At 43.6% G+C, this 21,429-nt stretch carries 13 protein-coding genes; 6 read left to right on the forward strand and 7 right to left on the reverse strand.

The window, feature by feature from the left end:
* Positions 1-16: 16 nt before the first annotated feature.
* Positions 17-1,330: a xylose isomerase gene (gene xylA, locus AB4Z45_RS07015; RefSeq protein ID WP_076268964.1), complete on the reverse strand. Its 1,314-nt coding sequence runs from the start codon at positions 1,328-1,330 to the stop codon at positions 17-19.
* 231 nt (positions 1,331-1,561) lie between these two features.
* On the opposite strand from xylA, the gene AB4Z45_RS07020 reads away from it, so the two are divergent.
* Positions 1,562-2,728, forward strand: coding sequence for an ROK family protein (locus tag AB4Z45_RS07020; protein WP_441908467.1), 1,167 nt, complete (start codon positions 1,562-1,564; stop codon positions 2,726-2,728).
* A gap of 497 nt (positions 2,729-3,225) precedes the next feature.
* The gene (locus AB4Z45_RS07025; RefSeq protein ID WP_441908468.1) at positions 3,226-4,974 is read left to right on the forward strand and encodes a glycoside hydrolase family 2 protein; all 1,749 of its coding nucleotides are present in this window, start codon (positions 3,226-3,228) and stop codon (positions 4,972-4,974) included.
* A 97-nt stretch (positions 4,975-5,071) separates the two neighbouring features.
* Here the strand turns inward: AB4Z45_RS07025 and AB4Z45_RS07030 are convergent, their stop codons facing one another.
* The 6 genes from AB4Z45_RS07030 to AB4Z45_RS07055 all read right to left on the reverse strand — a co-directional run bounded on the left by AB4Z45_RS07030 (position 5,072) and on the right by AB4Z45_RS07055 (position 18,393).
* Positions 5,072-11,626 carry an Athe_2463 domain-containing protein gene (locus AB4Z45_RS07030; protein ID WP_441908469.1) on the reverse strand — a complete coding sequence of 2,185 codons (6,555 nt, stop codon included), beginning with the start codon at positions 11,624-11,626 and terminating at the stop codon, positions 5,072-5,074.
* 5 nt (positions 11,627-11,631) lie between these two features.
* Positions 11,632-12,618 carry an S-layer homology domain-containing protein gene (locus AB4Z45_RS07035; protein WP_441908470.1) on the reverse strand — a complete coding sequence of 329 codons (987 nt, stop codon included), beginning with the start codon at positions 12,616-12,618 and terminating at the stop codon, positions 11,632-11,634.
* Between the two features lie 601 nt (positions 12,619-13,219).
* A complete protein-coding gene (locus AB4Z45_RS07040; RefSeq protein WP_441908471.1) occupies positions 13,220-14,464 on the reverse strand; it encodes an MFS transporter in 1,245 nt (414 codons plus the stop codon).
* 34 nt (positions 14,465-14,498) lie between these two features.
* Positions 14,499-15,854: a DUF2087 domain-containing protein gene (locus tag AB4Z45_RS07045; RefSeq protein WP_441908472.1), complete on the reverse strand. Its 1,356-nt coding sequence runs from the start codon at positions 15,852-15,854 to the stop codon at positions 14,499-14,501.
* Positions 15,855-15,998: 144 nt separating this feature from the next.
* Positions 15,999-17,225: an MFS transporter gene (locus AB4Z45_RS07050; protein WP_441908473.1), complete on the reverse strand. Its 1,227-nt coding sequence runs from the start codon at positions 17,223-17,225 to the stop codon at positions 15,999-16,001.
* A gap of 70 nt (positions 17,226-17,295) precedes the next feature.
* Entirely contained in the window at positions 17,296-18,393 is a 1,098-nt protein-coding gene (locus AB4Z45_RS07055) for a lactonase family protein (RefSeq protein WP_441908474.1), read from the reverse strand.
* A 167-nt stretch (positions 18,394-18,560) separates the two neighbouring features.
* On the opposite strand from AB4Z45_RS07055, the gene AB4Z45_RS07060 reads away from it, so the two are divergent.
* The 4 genes from AB4Z45_RS07060 to AB4Z45_RS07075 all read left to right on the forward strand — a co-directional run bounded on the left by AB4Z45_RS07060 (position 18,561) and on the right by AB4Z45_RS07075 (position 21,405).
* Positions 18,561-18,923 (forward strand): LytTR family transcriptional regulator DNA-binding domain-containing protein, encoded by a 363-nt coding sequence (locus tag AB4Z45_RS07060; protein ID WP_441908475.1) that lies wholly within the window; start codon positions 18,561-18,563, stop codon positions 18,921-18,923.
* Between the two features lie 144 nt (positions 18,924-19,067).
* Positions 19,068-20,066: an aldose 1-epimerase gene (locus tag AB4Z45_RS07065; RefSeq protein ID WP_441908476.1), complete on the forward strand. Its 999-nt coding sequence runs from the start codon at positions 19,068-19,070 to the stop codon at positions 20,064-20,066.
* Between the two features lie 176 nt (positions 20,067-20,242).
* Positions 20,243-20,719, forward strand: a complete 477-nt coding sequence (locus tag AB4Z45_RS07070; RefSeq protein ID WP_441908477.1) for a hypothetical protein — start codon at positions 20,243-20,245, stop codon at positions 20,717-20,719.
* Entirely contained in the window at positions 20,716-21,405 is a 690-nt protein-coding gene (locus tag AB4Z45_RS07075; RefSeq protein ID WP_076268977.1) for an AIM24 family protein, read from the forward strand. Before AB4Z45_RS07070 ends, AB4Z45_RS07075 begins: the two co-directional genes overlap by 4 nt.
* Positions 21,406-21,429: the final 24 nt, after the last annotated feature.

The raw sequence follows: 21,429 nt of genomic DNA on the forward strand, positions 1-21,429 counted from the left end.
TCAGAGTCCTCCCGACTTAAACGCTGAAAATAACTTCGCTCAAGATAAGGCGGATTCGTTCTTGACGTCCGGACTCATTTTTAATTGGATTGTTTTGAAGCGCATATTGCTCAAGTGAAGCAAGCGTTGCTTTGCCGGATACGATATCCGCGCCGATGCCTTCTTTAAAGCTGCGGTAACGGTTGTCAACGATGTTGTCGAGAATTTTCTCTTCCGTCAATTTGGCAGCTGCTTTCAAGCCCCAAGCGAAGCTGTCCATACCAGCAATGTGAGCAAGGAACAGATCATCCGTTTCGAATGATGCACGGCGAACCTTCGCATCGAAGTTAACGCCGCCGCGGCCAATGCCGCCAGCTTTCAATACTTCAAACATCGTTAGTGTAGTTGAATATAGATCGGTTGGAAATTCATCTGTATCCCAGCCAAGAAGCAGGTCGCCTTGGTTCGCATCAAGCGATCCAAGCATGCCGTTAATTGCAGCAGTACGAATCTCGTGCTCGAACGTATGACCAGCAAGCGTAGCATGGTTCGCTTCAAGGTTAAGTTTGAAATGATCCTTCAATCCGTATTTTTGCAGGAATGAAATCGTTGTTGCTGCGTCATAGTCGTACTGATGTTTAGTTGGCTCTTTTGGTTTTGGCTCGATCAGGAATTGCGCGTCGAAGCCAATTTCCTTCGCGTAAGCGATTGCCATATGATACAAGCGTGCTAGGTTATCAAGCTCAAAGCCCATGTCCGTGTTAAGAAGTGTTTCGTAACCTTCGCGGCCGCCCCAGAAAACATAGTTTTCCGCTCCAAGCTCTTTACCCACTTCAAGACCTTTTTTCAGCTGCGCACCAGCATAAGCATAAACGTCAGCATTGCAAGTTGTGCCAGCGCCATGAACAAAACGCGGATTTGTGAACATATTAACAGTGTTCCAAAGCAGCTTTTTACCGGAGGATTTCATGTTGTCCTTCAATAAAGCTACGATAACATCAAGATTTTTGTTCGTTTCTTGCAGCGTTTCGCCTTCAGGTGCAATGTCCACATCGTGGAAAGCAAAGAAAGGAATATTTAATTTAGTCATGAATTCAAAGTTAGCTTCAACACGCGCTTTCGAGCGGTCAAGGCCTGTATATTGATCCCAGCCGCGAACCATAGTAGCTGATCCGAATGGGTCCGAACCATTCGCATTAAATGTATGCCAGTAAGCAACTGCGAAGCGAAGATGCTCTTCCATCGTTTTGCCCATAATAACTTGGTTTGGATCGTAATGTTTGAATGCAAGCGGATTGTCTGAGCCCTTACCTTCAAATTGGATTGTGTTAATATTTTTAAAATAAGTCATCGTAATCAAAATCCTCCTTCATGGATTAGAAGTTTATGATAGTGCTTACATAAAGAATAACATGCCTTTACTTAGTTTGTCTATTAAACAAACTAAGTTTTTGTGTTAAAATAAATTGAGTACTTATTTGACTTAGATGACTCAAAATCCGCATCCCCATCTAGTAGGCTCTAGATTAGGCTTTTCATGATACAATAATAAATATTTTTATTTGGACGGAGGCATTCTTTTTTGAAAAGGAAACCAACAGGCGACTTAGCGCTCATCAAAAAAATAAATACAGCCATCGTGCTTGAAGCGGTGCTTGGTAATGCCCCGCTCTCTCGAGCTCAAATATCGGAGTTCACGGGATTAAATAAGGCGACTGTTTCCAGCCTCGTTCAGGATTTGATCGACACCCATCTCGTCGTTGAGAATGGTCCCGGGTTATCCAGCGGCGGGCGCAAACCTGTCATGCTGCTCTTTAATGGTACGGCTGGTTATGCTGTCGGCATCGATCTCGGTGTCAATTATATTCGCGGCCTGCTCGTAGACCTCGAAGGCAATGTGATTGCCGAGCAGCAGCGCAGTCTGAAGCAGCAGGATGCTTATCATGTTATTGGACAGTTAATTTCATGTATTGAGCTGCTTATTAATGATGCGCCAGAGAGCTCATACGGGATTGTCGGAATCGGCGTCGGCGTACCAGGTATCGTGGACGACAATGGCACGATCCTTTTTGCACCAAACTTAAAATGGCGACAAGTTGAGCTGCAGCAGCAGCTTGAAGAGCGCTTCAATCTTCCCGTTACGATAGACAATGAAGCGAATGCGGGCGCGCAAGGAGAGCAGAAATATGGGGCAGGACGAGGCATCGCCAACCAAATTTATGTCAGCGTCGGGATCGGTATTGGAACAGGCATTATTTTGAACAAGGAATTATATAAGGGTGCGTCAGGATTCTCGGGTGAGCTCGGCCATCTCTCGATTGAGTATGACGGCAAACCTTGCAGCTGCGGCAATCGGGGCTGTTGGGAGCTATATGCTTCGGAGAATGCTTTGCTTGAGAGTACAGCATCGTTAGGCTTTGAGAACTTGGAAGATCTGCTGCTTGCTGCAACAGCTGGAGATGAACGAGTTATCGCGCATATACGCTCGATTGGCGATTATTTGGGCGCGGGCATTGCTAATATCGTCAACGTATTTAATCCTGACGTTGTCATTATTGGCAACCGTATGAGCCGTGCTGCTCAATGGCTGGAGCCGGCCGTACAAGCTGCCGTCGATCAGCGCACACTTTCGTATCATCGCGAACGTATGCGAATCTTGTTTGCAGAGCTTCAAGAGCAGTCAGCTGTACGCGGCGCGGCATATTACGCAATTAGCACGTTTTTCACGAAAATTAAGAGTGGGCAGTAGCATCATTATGCATTGCTGAATATTGTTTTTTCTCATGGCTTGCAGCAGATCAACTCTGATGCAGGCTTTTTTTAACAGGACAGCATTAAATTAATATTCACCCGGCTTGATCAGCTCCTTTTCACCCCCTCTTTATTTCTCATTGTACGATACCTCTTGGAAAATATGAAGTGCTCACAATTAGGTTTAGTACGGCTACTTAGGTTATTTTACGGCTGTAACTTTGATTAGTATTTTTAATCAGTAATGGTACTCAGTAATGTTACTCATTAGTATTGATCAGTATTTTTATTCAGTATTGTTAATCAGTTAATAGTATCGATTTAATACCATCTTCTTTTAGATTGGTGTTTTAAATATTCATTTAATTAATTTATAAGTTAATTACAAAAGATTAAAATTAATTATTCATTGACAATTCGGTCTAATATTCATTAAAATCAATAATATAAGAACTTATTATTAACTTTAAAATTAATATAATGGAGGAATGAAAAATGGAACAGCAGCAAATCCCTCGCCCTGAATACCCAAGACCCCAGTTCACTCGAAATTCATGGCTCAATTTAAATGGTGAATGGCAATTTGAAATGGATCCTGGAAAAAGCGGTATCTCGCGCGGATTAAACCGAGACGAGCAAAAGCTATCTCAACGCATCATCGTCCCCTTTTGTCCAGAGAGCCGGCTGTCAGGCATTGGGCATACTGATTTCATTCCAGCCGTTTGGTACAAACGAAGCTTCAAGCTTCCTGACAACTGGAGCGGTGGACATACATTATTGCATTTTGGAGCGGTAGACTACGAGGCTCAGGTGTGGGTTAATGGCAAGCATGTAGGCAAGCATCGAGGCGGTTACAGTTCTTTCTCATTCAATATTACAGATGCCCTGCAGCAAGGTGAAAATGTGGTTACCGTATATGCCGAGGACGATACTCGCTCTGGCTTACAACCGCGCGGCAAGCAGAGCGGTACCTACCATTCACAAGGCTGCGACTATACCCGCACGACTGGCATATGGCAAACAGTTTGGCTTGAGCATGTGTCTGAAACATATATAGAATCTTGCCGTTTCGTTCCAGACCCGGAGAACAGCTGCCTGCACGTAACTGCCAAGCTGTCTGGAAACACAAAAGATGTACAGTTCCGCTGTAATGCGCTGCTCGATGGCCTGTCGGTAGGAAAACAAACGGCAAACGCCGGCTCGATGTCCGTTTCATTAACGCTGCCCCTCTCCAAAATCAAATTATGGAACACCGATTCACCTGTTCTTTATGATCTGGAGCTTGAGCTCATACGAGATGGCGAAGTATTGGACTCAGCTTCTTCATATTTCGGTTTGCGTTCCATTCAATTGGATGGCAAGGCGTTCCGTATTAATGGCAAATCCGTATTCCAACGGCTCGTTCTTGATCAAGGCTTTTATCCTGAAGGCATTTATACAGCACCCACTGACGATGATTTAAAACAAGATATTGAAATGTCGCTCGCACTTGGTTTCAACGGTGCAAGATTGCATGAGAAAATGTTCGAGCCTAGATTCCTATATTGGGCAGATAAGCTTGGATATTTGGTATGGGGAGAGCATGCTAACTGGGGTCTCGATATATCAACAGCAGCCAGCCTTGCTCAATTTCTACCGGAATGGATTGAAGGAGTGGAACGAGACTTCAACCATCCAAGCTTGATCGGATGGTGCCCATTTAATGAAACTTGGGACTCATCGCGCGGCACTCGCCAAGATAATGACGTACTTCGCGTCGTTTATGAGACGACTAAAGCTATTGATCCAACACGTCCTGTCATCGATACAAGCGGCAACTTCCATGTTGTTACGGACATTTTTGACGTTCACGATTATGATCAGAATCCTGTTACATTCAGGGAACGTTATCAGCCGTTTGCCGAGAAAGGCGAGGCGTGGGTTTCCTTCCCCGATAGACAAAGCTATAACGGCCAACCTTATTTCGTCAGTGAGTATGGCGGAATTTGGTGGAATCCAAATCAGTCCGACGAGAAAAGCTGGGGCTACGGGGATCGCCCACAAAGCGTCGAGCAATTTATTGAAAGATATGACGGCTTGACCAGCACTCTTCTTGAGAATCCTAATATGTTCGGGTTCTGTTATACACAGCTTTATGACGTGGAACAAGAAGTGAATGGGCTTTATACTTACGATCGTCAACCGAAGTTTGATGTTGAACGAATTAAAGCGATCAACAGCAAAAAAGCCGCTATCGAGGATTAGTGCTCATTAGTCTCAAACAAAAAAACAGGCATGCTGCGATGGCAGCATGCCTGTTTTTTTGATTTTGCACTTACAATTGACCTAATAACCCGCTCCATTATTGAACGCGATGTACGCCAACATTATCTAATGTTTGTCCATCGATTGTTATGTCTACTGATTTCGTTTTCACTGTGCCATTATTATAGTAAGCAGAGAATATGAAGGTTATGGTGCCTTTAGCAAGCTTTGTGAATGATGCATCCCAAAGCTCACCCTTCCAGTTGGTTTGCCCTGCGTTTAATGCGGTTAGAGACGTTTCGTAAGTACGCATATGCACCTCTACCCGATCCGCTTTTGTAGCCGTACCTGTAATGGTCGTTTCTGCCTCCAGTATAAATTTCTCTCCCGCCCAAAATACCGAATAACCGCGCGGCGAATTCTCATCTCCTGATTGTTTTAAATTAAAAGCCTTACGATGCTGATCCCATAGCTCCGTATGCCGTACATAAGCATTGACATGTAGCGGCAGGACCTGCAACGTTTTGGTTACGCTAACCGGATCAGCTATACCGTCGCTAACCGTAAGCTTCATACTCCAAAGCCCTACCGTTGTTAACCTCAGTGAAGGCCCTTTTACCGGATAGTTTGGACCATTAACGGTATAGAAATAGCTGTTCTTCACGCCGAGCGGACTTGTCAGCTCATAAGCAATCGTAAGTGTATTGCCATCAGCATCTGTCACATTCGATAGAAAAGTTGTCATATCTCCTTCATATACAGGTTTGGGCGTCCAATCAAAGTCAGCCGTCGGAGGTCGATTGGTAATGAAATAAATATATTCATAATGCCCTTCATTGCCGGCAACGTCATAATCGATTACGGTAAGACGATATGCTTGTCCAGAAATCAACCCAGCAACTTTATATGATTGCTTAGAAAGCGCTAAAGGAATGCTGTATTCCGTTTTACCGTCACCATTTAAATCAATATTCGTCATACTGCCGTCCGCGTTCACTTTTTGCAAATAGAAGGTGCGAGCAGCATGTCCCGAGGAAGGTTCGGCATCATAGAAGGTATTGAACTGAACCGTTACTGCCGTAGGTTCAACTGTAAGCTGTTCATTCACATCTGCAGGTTTAACCGTATCGACAAAGAAAAACCCGTTGCTTGAATACGGTCCCCATATATAGCTGTCGTTCGCTCTCGCTCTCCAGTAATGCAGCCCCTCAGCTAACGCAGGTGTTGTGTAATTAGCAGCAGCCAAAGCAGAATTCGTGTCCACTACCATAACACCGCTTGATGCTTTGAACACCTCATAGTCTATCGCTTTAATGGGGTGGTTCTCTGGATCAATCGTAAACGCGTGCAGCTGTGGACGATTTGAGTTTGTATAAATAGGATTATTAGCATCAAGCCCGTTAAATGAAAGTAAATAGGTTTGCGGCGGGAGATCCAGCACAAAATATTTAACATTACTTAAATTTGACCATACCCCTGCTGAGTAAACCTGCCCTTGCACCTTAACGACGCGACCTGGAACGATGCTTTCCGCAAGCATAGGATACGTAAGTGCATTTCCTTCATGCTCAATATACAAGGCCATTTCATTGTTATCGACATAGGTTAGCATTAGTCGATATCGCTCTTGTGGATCGTTTTGAGCATCATAATATGTCCATCGAATCGTCGGTTCTTTTATCAGCACTGTTGGTGTTGTTGGAGTTGTTCCAGCTGGAACCGTTATGGTCATAACAGGCTTCGTTTGGTTAACTGGCGGTATTCCTTCTTTATAGACAATCGTTTGCCCCCAATATGACCAAGCGCCATGAATATCTCGTACTTGCTCCTGTATGATCAACTCCACACCAGGGCGATTATAGTACTCTCGTTTCCCAACTGTCCATGCGGTTTGATCAGCCCACCGTGTACGGAATAACTTGTCTGATAAAATATGAGCAATATCAGGATCATAAGAGGTATCAAATGTTTCATAATCTAGTGCTTCACCTTCTGCAAAAACCTTGCCTGTAAACCTAACATCCGGCTGTGCGATCGGTCGTCGATGTACATAAAGCAGCTTTTTCACTGGCTCTGACCATTTGCTATAAGCAGAAAGACCAGGATTGTCTTTAGCACGGAAGGTGATTTCATATACCCCAGGTTTCTCTAGCGCGTTTATGGTTGATCCATACGTTTTTCCGCTATAAATGCTCAACCCTTCTGGATTTTCAAAGAAGTTTGGATTATGGCTGTAGCTCCACTCTTCTGCTCCCATTGGATCTTTTTCAACGTCATTGAATAGTTTCTCATAAGAGATCGGATCATTGACGAGAACGGAATCATAGGTTTGTTCCGTGTAGGTGTCACCATAGTTCGTTTTCTTTACATTAGAGAATACAGCGTTGGATTGCCCAAGTGACATTAATCCCGCGTAGCCTCTTGTATACGTACCATCGGCAACCTCTAGTACTTTCGCATAATTCACATATACACGCTGGATGCCATTAACCGATTCTACTTTAATCGGATACGTGTTAAATGCTGTTCGTGTCATAGGTGCAGATTGCAATAACCTTTTCGCACCATTGACTACACGGAATAGCGACAAGGTGTTCTTGCTCCACTCCATTGCATACATATTCTTCTCATTCTGAATCTGGAAAGCAGCTCCGATAACCTTGTCGTTTCTTATATCACTTACATTCGCATTAAATTCTAAAGCGTAGTTTTTCATAGAGCTTCCTGCATCATAGAGCAGTCCGCCCCAATCGTCGCTCGTAATTTCAACGGTATTTGCATCTATTTCCTTTAATGTTCCATTAGCGTTAGCTGAAACAAACGGCATGACATTTCTTTCGTAAAAAACATAAATGGAGCCATCGGGTAAAATAGGGGTTGATGTTCCTGATTGCTTTTGATTATTTCCTGGTTCTGGTCCGGAATATGGCGTCTGGGCAATGACACTATTGGTTGTTGCGTTATACAACGTGGCCCATATTTTTTTAGGTGCATCGGGATCACCCCAAGAGGTTCCCACACCCATAAACACAGGATAAATAATCTGATCGTATTGATTGATAAATATTTTACCAAGGTTTGCACCATAATCTACACCTTGAAAACCGCCGTGTTGGTCTCCATAGTAATTAAAAAATGCATTATACGATTCGTGCGTTCTACCTTGGGAATACGTCAATAAATTGGAAAATACGATTGGATTTGCATTGGGTGCTACATCTGAATAACCTAATGGATGTGAACTTTCGTAACTGACAATCCTTCTTCCAAAAGCGCTCCTAAATATTTCTTCACCGTAATAGTTAGTACCGCTCTCAATTGCCTCAAACATAGTAGTACCTGTTTTACTGCTGCCCATGGACACATAATTTACATATACAAATCTTTTTGAATCAGATATGGAAGCCGCAGATAGTCCAATTGCACCCCCTACATTAACGGTACGAGTTACACCATTTTTTTTCACTTGTACAACGAGACCTCTCACTCCTCCTAATCCAGAAGAATAGCGATCTTCAAAGTTATACGTAACGTACGTATCTCCGTTATCATCTTCGGTCAAGTTGATGTTTGAAATAAATCCACGATCCAAGTTCTCCCCTGGTGCTTCCCATACTAAGCTTTTCGTTTTTAAGGAGTATTTGAAAATTCGCAATTGATTATTGTAACCATAATTATATTCATCCGGCACATCATACGAGAATTTACTAGCCACATACATATATTCGCCATCAGATGATATTTGGACAAGAGCCGGCCCAATTCCGCTGCCTAGTCCGCTAGGTGATGTTAAACTAGATTGCAAATGAATCGAATCAAGATATACACCATTTTTATCGTACCTCGCAATGACCGCTAAATACGGGTTGGCTGCATTTTGTCTTCTATCTGCAAAGTAAAATGTTTCATCTCCACCAATTTCCATAAGTGTGAAATTGCTAGGTGTATCAAAATTAACCGTCCTCAAAAGCTCACCTGTAATTGAATTTCGCTCATAAAATGTGTAGGGATAGTTAGGCAAACTATAATTTTGATTATAAGAATATAGCCGGTTCCCACCAAAAACCTTGTTGAATAATATTTCTGTAATTGGCACACTCCAAGTGGGTTTAGCAACAATATCAGCAGCAAGCTGATATTTTGTTCGTGAGTTCGCTCCATTTCCTGAGTTTGGGTATCCCACAGAAAAGTTTGCGTACACTCCATTTTTTGTCGATAGTGTAGTAGCATCCGCTTTCCATGCCGCTTTTTGGGCATTTCCGCCTTTGTATGGCGTCTTAACCGTCCACGAACGGAAAATCGATTGTGTTGAGTAGTTCGTAACTGGTGGGCCGCTGTCTTCTCCCTGTCCTGGCTGCTGTGTAATTCCAAACACGTTAAAGTTTGCAGACGGCGCGTAGTTCAGAATATCAGTAGTGGCAATTCCCGAATTACCTTTTAACCCATAGTCTTCTGTCACGGTAGCACGATACTGCCTCTTCCCTACTTTGGAGTAATTGAGCGAATGCGTTGTTTTAAAAACTCCATCATATAAGGGTTTCCACGCTTCTTCCTCAAAGTTTCCATCACCATCTTGGTCATATCGCTCTTCGAGAAAAAGATGATTTAGAATATCTCCATCAGGACTCTCTGCATCGATATAAAGCATAAAGCCATTGCCCCGATAAGACTCTTCAGGTGCTATCACTTCCACTGTAGGCGGTGCATCAGGTATAACCTCTATAATCAAATCATCCCAATCACTAACTCTTCCAGTCGTGTCATAAACCTTTCCTTCGATACTATATTCTCCTAAATTAGCAGGCGTTACGGTGAACCAACCATTTGTATAGGCTGCATCCCCTACTTTTTTATAGCGCATCTCCGACTTGCTAAAATCTATTTTTTCGCCTCTATCCTCTAATGGTGTATACGAGTTTAAAAGATTGTAAGGCCGCTCTAACGGTCTTCCTTGTATTACACGCGTTATTCCCGATACGATGGCTACTGGTTTGGGATCGACAACCCGAAGCAATGCAGTATCCTTTTGCGATCCGCCAAATTCATCGGTTACGGTAATTTCAGCCGTATAAAACCCATGATTTGAATACGTTTTGTACAAAAACTCAAAGTCTGTATTATTTGGTAGTACTGCGCTCAAGTTGTTCGTGAATGTCCATGTGTAGCCGTTCAATCCTTTTGACCGATTTATAAGCGAGGACTTTTCCCCTGCAATGATGCTAGGGGGATCAAATTCTATATCCGCTTTCAAATCAGGCTTAGGTGTAGGCGTTGGTTCAGGTGTTGGCGTAGGACTATCGCTTGGATTTGGCGTTGCTTTATTGGCCACATTTATTATCAGCTGCGCCCATTCCGAAACTTTTTTTGCGCTATTGGTGACACGCAGTTCAATTATGTATTTCCCTTCAGCAGCAAAATCTTTTGCTGTTGGTTTTGTTGCAATCGTTTTACCTGTTGGGTTTTTATATTTCCATTCTCGAATGGTGATTGATTCCTTGCCTGGCGAATAGGAGAGTTTGTCATCAAGCATCGGCTCTGTTGCCGGCTTCATGGTTATTTCGGGGGTTGTTCGATGGTCTCCCTCTTTATGAGAGATGATGGCTATTGGAGTTGTGGGTTCGTTCTTTTTGTTGAATGCAATTTTAAAATCTTTGGTGTTGTTATTTTCGTTTGATTCGATGACGGCTTCACCAAAATCAGTCTTCGCTGTGAAGGTCTTAATTCCGCTTGATGCTGAGGATACATTGACGGTAACTGTTTTGATTTGTCCGGGTGGTATGTTTGAAATGAGTTCTGATTTAATATTTATGCCAACAATACCGACTGTAAATGCGCCACTAGTTTCTTTACCTTGATTTTTTGTTGTTATCTTTATTGGTACCGAGTCTCCGACCCACGCGTCAGCTGGACTAATTAACTCACTAATAATGAGGTCAGGCTGTTTCTTAACCTCTAACTTGTTTAATGGTGGTATATAAAACATCTCGTACCACCAAGATCCGTCAGGTTGCCAAATATTCCACATTTGAACAATACCAGGAGTGTAGTCTGTTGGTACTTGCTGGATAATCACATAGTCTTTAAGCGTATCTCCCGTCCATCCTTTATTTGTTCGTTTATTATAACTCTGAACAAATGTCGGAGATTCTTTATATGGGTCTACAATAACCTCCAACCATTTTTCCGCATCAGGATGTGACGTTATATACTCTGTATCGGTAATACCTTTTTGATCTCCAACAGATRTATTCCATGGAGTCCTCACCCAATTTTTCGCAACATTTAATGTTGCTCTTGAATCACTTCTAAATAACCAGTTACGATAGACAACTCCGTTAATATCGTATCCAAGATATCGCCATTGCCCTTGGTCAAACTCATTTCCAGTGACACTTGCAGGTGAACCATATACAACAGCTTTCGACCCAAGCCCGCATTTATTCGATAAATAATTACCATTTAATTTGTGCTTTCCGACAGCAGTCGGAATATTATTTTGCTCAATTAAAATTTTAGATTCAGCATCGTAATCCGAAGGTAAAGGACAATCTTGAACTCCGGCAGCTTGAATGGGTGATTGACAAGTAATGGAAGCCATTAATAAGGTTGTGGTTACAACCCATATTAATTTGTTTTTATATGAACTCAACATTCACCTTATTCTCCGATCCGAATCGTTACTGTTTCATTGTTACTACCTTTAATAACTTCAAAGGATCGATTATCATATTTTGTTTTAAATATATTTTTTCCTTCTACAAATTTTGTATCATTGATTTTAATATAACTTGCATAAGCTTTTTCAAAAGTTTTTGGGTAGTAATTTTGTAATAAGTGCTTTACTATTGCTTTGTTTTCTTCAATTGGTTTATATACTGAGATACGCGTAAACTTTAAACTACTGTCATAAACCACCCCTAAAGTATTATCAAGAAAATCATCAGATCCTTTACTATTAATTAATAAAATGTCATTGTGCCCATACGAGGTTGTCCCTTTAAAGTTAGGAAAAGACTGAACTAAAGTATTAAGTTGTTCTTTTGTCTTGGGATATGACGTATCCGGTGCTAGAGGATTCTTCACCGTCAACGTATTCAGAATCATCACCACTGCCTCAGCACGAGTTGCATTCTTCTCCCCGCCCATCGAACCATCGGGATAACCCTTCATAATTTCCAGCTTCTTTGCCACAGCCAAATAACCCGACTTTACGCCTTCGGCATCTTTGCCTAGCGCACGAATCGTCATACGCGCGATCTCTTCTCGCGTAATCATGCGATTTGGTTCAAATGTATTTTCTGGATAGTCGCCAACCTTAATAATTGATTGTTTTAAACCCGTAGCAATATAAGTTCGGAACCAACCCGTGTCATCAACAAAAGGCGTATCTGTATCTTCCACTTTCACCTTCATCGCCATCACAATCGACTTCAAAAACTCTGCGTGCGTCATGTTCGCATTTGGCTTAAATGTTTTTGCATCATAACCATTAATCCATCCTTGGTTAACAGCCGTCGCAATTTCATCCTTTGCCCAATGCGTTTTTGTATCTGTAAAAGCAACTGCTGCCGCAGCTATCTCCGTATTTATTAGAATCGTCACCAATAACGTAATTGCGAGCATGATTTGTCCTATTTTCCGCATATTTAACCACTCCCATTTTTGTAATAATGATTATTCAATAGCGAACTAAAAAACATTTTTAACACATTTTTTTACAGCAACATCATAATCATTCTTCTTGCCCGTCTCTTTCCCCTTCTTTTCTTATCCCCTTTTCCCTCCAAAGTTTCCCGTATTTCGACAACATTCCTTCCCCCCATCAGCAGGCCACTCTCCCAAGAAACACTGCTGAAGCAACGCAAAAAAGCACGCCCCTCCCTCTATCGAGGGAATAAGCGTGCTTCGCTATCCTACATATCAACTACAGCAAATGTTACTTCACACCGGAGAATCTGTCAATATATAGGTTTAATCACTTCTATCGTTAATGTTTTTTGATTTTATTATATTCTGCTGCTTTTGATTCTTTTTATAATATTTCATAATAAAAGATAAATTTAACGCTTTGAAATTCACACATCTTTTATAGATTACCAATCAACAACGAAAATAGATTTAGTGTTTTCCGAAATCTATTTTGCGTACGCACATTTTTGCTTTAACAAAAAAATACAGAGCAATGAGGTTTATTCCCCATCCATGCTCTGTATCCCTATTCATTATGAATATGCTTTCTCTCCAACTAAGAACTAGACTGAACAACAAGCGGTTTATGCTTGAACAACGGAACTAGGAGCAGCATTCCCAAAAACATAATCGATCCTGCGACGCAATAAATGCCGACGAGCGGAAACACCGTTTTGAGCTGTCCGGCAACAAGCGTCATAATAACCATCATCCCCATAAACATCGGGGTAAGCACGCCATTTACCCGTCCCGTATAGGACTCCTCTGAATATTGCAAAATCATTGTGCTAATACCGATTTGAATCATCGGGAAACCTAAACCGCTAATAAATTGCAGCACTAATGTAATGGGTATGCTTGTTGATAAGCCTACACCAATCATACAAAGCGAGCTCATCAATAGGCCAATTGCGAGCAGCTTTTGCGGAGCTACTTTTTTTGCTATAACCATGACAGCCCCGCCGCCAACCAGCATCGCTATCCCGTTAACCATCAGAATATATTGCAAAAACTCCTTAGGCTGACCCAGACGTTCAAGCACGATGAACAAGCCAAGCGTCTGGGCAATTCCGACCGCCGTACCCGCTAATGCAAACGTGCCTCCAAGTGCTTTCAAGACTGGACTGCGCCATACATACTTGAATCCATCCTTGAACTCTTTCCAAAAATGTTTCTCCAATGCAGCGTCCGTTTTCTCCACTTCACGATCACGCGGAATTCTGAACAAAACGACAGCGGAGAGCAAGAACGCTACGCCCATGACTCCAATGGAAACTTCGATGCCGAACTTTTGATACGATATGACACCAAGTGACGGACCAAGCACCATGAATATCGCCATAAGCGATTGGAACATCGCCATCGCCGATTGCAATTGCTCTGCCGGAATATGCTGCTTAAACAGCTTCATAGCAGAGGGCTGTGAAAATTGCGATAGGATTGCCGATACAAACGTTGCAAAATACACCATATGCCATGAACCGTAAAGCAATGTAATCAGTACAACAAACACAGACAACGCTGATAAAAAGTCACACCAAATCATCGTGAGCCTCGGCTTCCAGCGATCTGCAAACGTTCCTCCGATAAACGAGAATACGAAAATCGGTAAAAATTCCACGAAGCCCATCAAACTAATCGCAAACGGGTCCTCGTTCGTCTTGTCTGTCACATACATCAGAATAGCGAAGTTCCTTACCCAAATTCCAATTTGAAGCAAAACGTTTGAAAATATAATCGTTTGAAAAAACTTATTCCGAAGCAATCTTTCTCCCGCTCCTGTTACTTCTTTAGCAGACATTGCAATCAGCACTCTCCCTCAACCAAAAAATGATTTATTTCTCCACCTTCTCGGCTGGGCCATGATAACCCTTTTCACCATAAGGCTGCAGCTTCTCGGCCCATATCTCCTTTAAATCGTTGACTTCTCTGTTGTATTGTCGCACCATGTCAACGGGTTGACGGCCTTCCGGGTCCAATACGTCTTTATAATCATAACGAATCTTTTGTTCCAATTTAACGGTCTCTAGAACGAGAAAAGAAAAGTTTTCACCGCCAAATTGCTTCCATTCCTTCTGCAGCTCCTTATTCGCATGTCCATTCATATTCAGTACAAACTGCTCTTTTCCCCAAAGGGCATCTAAATTTGTGGAGCTTCCTAAATAAATTTTTCCGTTCACATTATTTTTGATCTGAAAAACACCCATCTGCCGCTCACGCTCTTGGTATTCAGCTGTCATCTGCTTCCTCTTTGCCTTATCCATTTTTGGCTCACCCTTTCGTTCTTCCTCTTGCTCTTTAGCCTGAGCTTTCTGTTTGTCCGTTTTTCCTTGCTTGCCTTTAGCAGATTTCTTTGCGGCTGTCATTTGCTCAAATTGCTCGGTCGACCCACTCTGTTCAAGCTCATTTTTCTTAATTCCCGAACCCTTCACCCAATACACTTTGCCATCATCCTTACGATCCAAGTAGCCATAATCGATCAGATAGCGGCGCAGTGTTGCATAATCCTCTTCCCAAAAAGAAATTAACCGCTCATTCACTTCTTTCTCCGTATAGCGAACTCCGCTTTTGAAATAAGAGGCGATATGACGCAGCACTGCTACTTTACGTTTCTCCTTGCGCGGAAATGAAGCGAGCGGACCTTCAGGACCATCGGGAAAATATTGCTTCAAAAGATCTGCGTATTCATCCTCTGTAATCGCATAACGTTCATCTATTTGTGTAGCCGTCCGATGTACAGGCACGAATCGCGGAGCCGCAGTGTTGCCATGGTCCATCATTTCAATAATCGCAAGCAGCAGCTTTGCTTGCTTGGCCTTCTCCTTCAGCACGAAACGATGATTCCGAATGGTCGAAGCGCTGCCTATTCCAGTACGGCTCATCATTTCGTTGTCAGTCAGTTGATCGGCAAAACCTTGAATAAGCTCCTTCTGCAAGTCGGTCAGACCCGTCTGCCGCTTATCCAGCTCAAGTAAATAATCAAGCATGGAGCCATGCTCCTGCTGGACATGATAGGCTGCATATTTACGCGCCTCATACCAGCGTCCTGACTGCTCATCCCGGAAAATCTCTCCGTCCTCAAAACGTTCTCCGCAAATAAGGCAATAATAAAATTCTTCGGCTTCCTCATATACATAACCCTGCTTCAGTTCTTCTACCGACGCCGACCAAAAACGCTCTTCAGCAACCATTTATCCAAACACCTCTCAATAACGTCTACTTATTTTATAAACATTATATAATTACGTTTGGTTTTTATCAAATATTATTTTCAACAAAAAAAGTCGCCTTAAGGAAATATCCTTAAAGCGACTATTCTGTCATTCCTATTCAAGTTACACCGATTCTTTCCTATCCTTTGGCAGCATAAGCGCCAGCAAGCCCATCAGCGGCAACACGCTGCAAGCGACCATAACAAAGCTGAGTGAACGGGCATCCGCCAAATATCCGAGAACAACCGCACCAAGTCCACCCATGCCAAAAGCAAGACCTGTTATAAGCCCTGAAGCCGTGCCTACCTTGCTGGGCATTAGCTCCTGCGCATACACGACGCTGACCGAGAATCCGGATTGCAAAACAAAACCAAGCACTACGATTACTGGATATACCCAGGCTAGAGGGAGATGCGGCAGAATGAGAGCGAATGGTGCTGCACCTAGAATGGAGATCAGCATCATTTTTTTGCGTCCGATCCGATCCGCCAATATACCGCCAAGAAAGGTGCCGGCAACACCAGCTGCCATAAATAGAAATAATGGAATCTGTGCTTGCTTAATCGTCAAATGATAGGCTTCCACCACATAAAACTGATAAAAGTTACCGATCGCTGCCGCATACCAGGATCGTGCAAATACGATCACGAACAAGATAGCAAGTGCAAACGCAACAACCTTGGGTGCAAGAGCGGGCTTCGCGCTGCCTGCCGCTTTGCGCTGCATTTTGCCATCATGTACAGCTAACTGCGTCTTATACCAAGGAACGACTTTCGTCAAAATAATAATGGCTGTAGCAGCAAGCAGTGTCCCCCATATAGCGCCCTTCTGTCCAAACGGCAGGAAGATCAGCATCGTCATCAACGGACCGAGCATTTGACCAAAATTACCGCCAACCTGATAGATTGACTGGGAGAATGCTCTGCGATTGCCTGCAGCCAAATGAACAACCCGAGAGCCCTCAGGATGGAACACGGCTGAGCCAAGCCCCACAAACACAACCGCGAGCAGCACCAAGTAGAAGTTCGGTGCGAAAGCTAAGCCAACCATCCCGAGCATGCTGGCACACATCCCGACAAGAAGCATCCAAGGCGCAGGCCTCTTATCCGAGATCAAGCCCACAACAGGCTGCATAACGGATGAAGTCATATTGAGTGTAAAAGCAATCCAGCCGATTTGTGCCAAGCTTAACCGCAGAGATTGCTCCAATACGGGAAACAGCGCGGATACAACCGATTGCATCATATCATTCATGAGATGAACGGAGCTGATACAAATCAGTATCGAGTATACAGTAGCAGATTTTATCGCTTCTTTATTGATTTTTCTCGTATCTTGCTGTGCAGACATGTTTAGTAGGACCTGCCTTTCTTAACGAAAAACACTCGTTGCCCTCAACGAAGCGTGCAGCAAGCATGAACTAAGCTATTGCAAACTTCATGCAAACAGGACTAGGCAGCTCAAGCTCCGAATCCAGCTTGGACAGCAGCCCGCTTTCCGCATCTACTGAAAATACAGTAATATTGCCAGTCTTCTGATGAGCAACGAGCAAATGATCGCCGCTTGGCGTAAGGACAAAATTTCGCGGCGACTCTCCGCCGCAATCGATATGCTGAATAAGCGAGAGCTGTCCGTTTCCTTGATCCACTGCAAATACAGCAATACTATTATGACCACGGTTAGAGCTGTATAAATAACGTCCCGAAACTCCTAAATGAATATCCGCTGAATCGTTATATCCATTGTAGTCCGCTGGCAATGCTGATATCACCTGGTTTGCTGTTAATGCGCCCAGTTCCGCATCCACATCAAATTGTGTAATCGTCGAATCCAGCTCATTCATCACGTAGCCTGCTTTTAAATGAGGATGGAAAATCAAGTGACGTGGACCAGCACCGCGGTGGACCTTGCTAATCCCATGAGGAATAAGCGAGCGCCGTTCCTCATCAAAGCGATAAATAACGATCGCATCGATACCCAAATCGACTGCACATACATAAGAAGAACCAAACGGAATGATGCAATGAGCATGCGGTGCATCCTGCCTTGCAGCGTTTGGACCGAGCTCACCGGCATTTTGCTGAACAGATGTTGCCTCCTCCAGCCCGCCATCAGCCTTAATCGGTAATAATGCAACGTTTCCGCCTGTATAATTGGCAGCTAAGAGCACCTGCCCCGCATTGTCCGTGCTAATGTAGCAAGGATGAGCGCCATATGTAAGCAAGCGGTTGCCTGTAGTTTTCAGCAATCCCGTTGCTTTATCAATCTCAAACGAAGCGACTGAGCCGCCGCTAGCATCACCGGTTGCTTCAGTTTCACTAGCCGCATATAAGCTGCCGCCATTAGGATTTAAAGTCAAATAAGAAGCGTTTTCGAGCCCGCTAAGTCGCTGCAATATAGATAACTCGCCTGTCGTTTCGTCAAACGTACACACATGAATCGTTGATTCCTCCGCTGTTCCATATGACCCGATATAAAGGACGTTTATGGGTGTCCGTAGTTCCTTTAAATTGCTCATTTTTAACCCTACCTCTCTGACTTTTTGGCTTTACAGTGACCATAGCATAAGCGGCTTCATCAAACAATGTCTTTTTTTTATAAAAGACTTCACAAATACTATTGTGACATGTTACAATGTAAGCGCTAACAAATTCAGCGATTCACATTTCTAAAGGGGGAATTGAGATGATGAATGTTGTAATGAGCGAACGGAATGTGTATGAGGATTTCGAGTTGGAGACAGACGTGCTCTATTTCAAGCTCGGTATGCAAGGACTCGTAAGCTTCCATGGCAGAAACTATAATATAAAGAGACGAATGACTGCCGAACAGATCCGCCAGTTGACTAACGAACGCAGCTTCTATCAAGTCAGCTCTAATTGCTACATCAATATCGGAAAAATCAAGACGATTGATGCTGGTACGATTTATTTTGACTCCGAAATAACAGACTCTAAGCAAGTAACCGTAAATCGCCGCAAGCAATTCGTCATCCAACAGCTGTTCTCACAGCGTGCTTCAAGCAAAGAATATCGGATAACAAAATAGTTGTACATACAACCGCCCCATTTTCCGCTATTATCGGAATAGGGCGGTTGTTTGTTGTCTACTGTCCTGCTATTCTAAAGTTGAATATTAATATATTTTTTGCACAAATGAAGTCAATTATTAATCACTTTTAGGAGGACTACCATGTCTACGCAAGGACAAGCATTTGAAAAATTATTTCATGATGAGCAAGCTGTATGGCTGCAATGGGGCGCATATGAAGCTGCTGTATTGCCTGCTGTTGGTGCCAATCTTATTGCGTTTCGCGATAAAGCAAACAACTATACCTTCCTTCGCGAACCATCCCTAGAGGAAATGGATAGCTTCAGAGAGAATCCGGGCATTCACGGCATCCCAGTTCTGTTTCCCCCAAACCGTTATGAAGATGGTACTTTTACATGGAACGGCAGAACGTATAACTTTCCAGTTAACGAAGCAAAAACGGGCAACCATTTGCACGGATTTTTCCATACAGCAGCTTGGAGTGTCGAGGATTTTAGCACAAACAAAACGGAAAGCTACGTATCGCTCAAAATTTCAATCGATGAAAGCCACCCGATCTACACGTATTTGCCGCATCGCTTCACTATTAAACTTCGTTATGCGTTAAATGATACTGGTCTACTGCAGCATGTATCGGTACATAATGAAGGAACGGACGTTATGCCTTGCCTGATCGCTTTCCATACAACGATCAATGCACCGTTCGCAGCGAATAGTACAGCAGATGATTACCGCTTCACGCTAACAACCGGCAAACGCTGGGAGCTTAACGAGCGGATGCTGCCAACAGGCAATTACCAGACGCTAGTTGCAGACGAGGAAGCCATGAAAACAACAGGCATCTCTCCGTTCTGGGAGCCGATGGACAATCACTATACAACCGAGCCGCAAAATGGCCGCAACGCGATGGAGCTCACCGATACACGCAATGGCGTAACGCTAGTCTACGATATCGGAACGGCTTACAAGCAGTGGATGATTTGGAACAACAACGCTACGCCAGGCTTCTTCTGTCCGGAGCCGCAGTTGAATCTCGTCAATGCGCCAAATGTGAACTTGCCAGCTGAGCAAATCGGGCTTGTCTCACTTGAGCCAGGCGGCATTTGGGAAGAAACAAGCCGCTTGTACGTTAGAAAATAGGAACTGATCAAGGATAGCAGCCATTTCGCTGCTATCCTTTTTTTTATGTAGAAATAGATTTTTAACGAAGCCGAATCATTTTTTCCATCCAAATACAGGACAGGAGTGACTATTGTCGAGAAAGGCTGTAAAATGTAAGCATTAGCCCCTCTTATGTCGAAAACTGAAGGGAGAATATGATGCGGCAATCATTATGGAAAGCACTTGTCATTACAAGCTTCTTATCCTTTATTCTCATCATCATTCCACAATCAACTGTCCACGCAGGTTTAATTGATCGAATCAAAGACATTTACAATACACCTGAGAAAATAAGCGAGCTCCAGCAGCAGTATATTGAAGCTACAGAAGCACTTGCTAAGCAGCAGCAGCAGCTTGAGGAATCCGCAAAGGCTGCGGCAGCGTATGCAATGAAGCAACAGGAGCTGCTTGAACAAAACAATCAGCTTATCGCGCAAAATGCCGAGCTGCAAGCTGAGATGGATCGCATGAAGCAGGACAAACAATCCTTTATCAGCAAGCTTATTAATACTGTCATTATAATCGCAGCTGTTTTTGTTGCTTATATCGTATCCCTGAGAGTTTGGCGTTATGTCGTATGGCGCAAGCAGCGCAGCACAAGCAGTAGAGACAGCAGAGGAATTAGCGGATGAAAATAACCGTTCCTGCCCAAGTCGGCCATGTGCATCTCACCCTTGATACTGCGGACAAGCTTCATGTTCTGCATCCAAAATCAATCATCGCCTTTCAAGGCGATCCGCAAAATCGCGAGGATCGCTTCATGGATTTAGCTGGCATGTATCGCAAGAAACGCTGGATTCGCTCCCTTATTTCTGGTCCGGCCGAATTCATTGTCGGCTTGCCTGCAGGCTGCTCGCTCGAAACGCTGCACATCGATGAGAAAAGCGACTTGCTGTTTGATTTCAGGCATATTATCTTTTTCTCGGACGGCATGAAGCTAAAGTCTGTCGTGCAGAAGCTCAAAAACGCATGGATTACGAAGGAATTTGTGCGAATGCGATTTTCCGGGCCGGGCTTGCTCGGAATCATTACCGCTGGTGATGTGAAATCCATTCAGCTCCATCCGGATCGTCCTTTGTATGTTGAGACTGGAGCACTCGTCGCATATCCAGAGCATGCTTCCATCCAGCTTTCTGTTTACGGCAACAAGCTCGCAAGCCAGCATATGAATGTGCAGTGGGAAATTCGCGGCACCGGCCCAGTACTTATCCAAACAGGCTCCCGCGACGCCGAGCTTGAGGAGCAGCTGCAAAACGGCGGTTTTATCAAAAGAATTCTTCGCGAAGTGCTGCCGTTTGGCGGCATCTATATCAAATAAAACAGAGGCCAGCCGACCGTCAGC

This window comes from Paenibacillus sp. MCAF9 (assembly GCF_052114265.1).
Lineage (GTDB): Bacteria > Bacillota > Bacilli > Paenibacillales > Paenibacillaceae > Pristimantibacillus.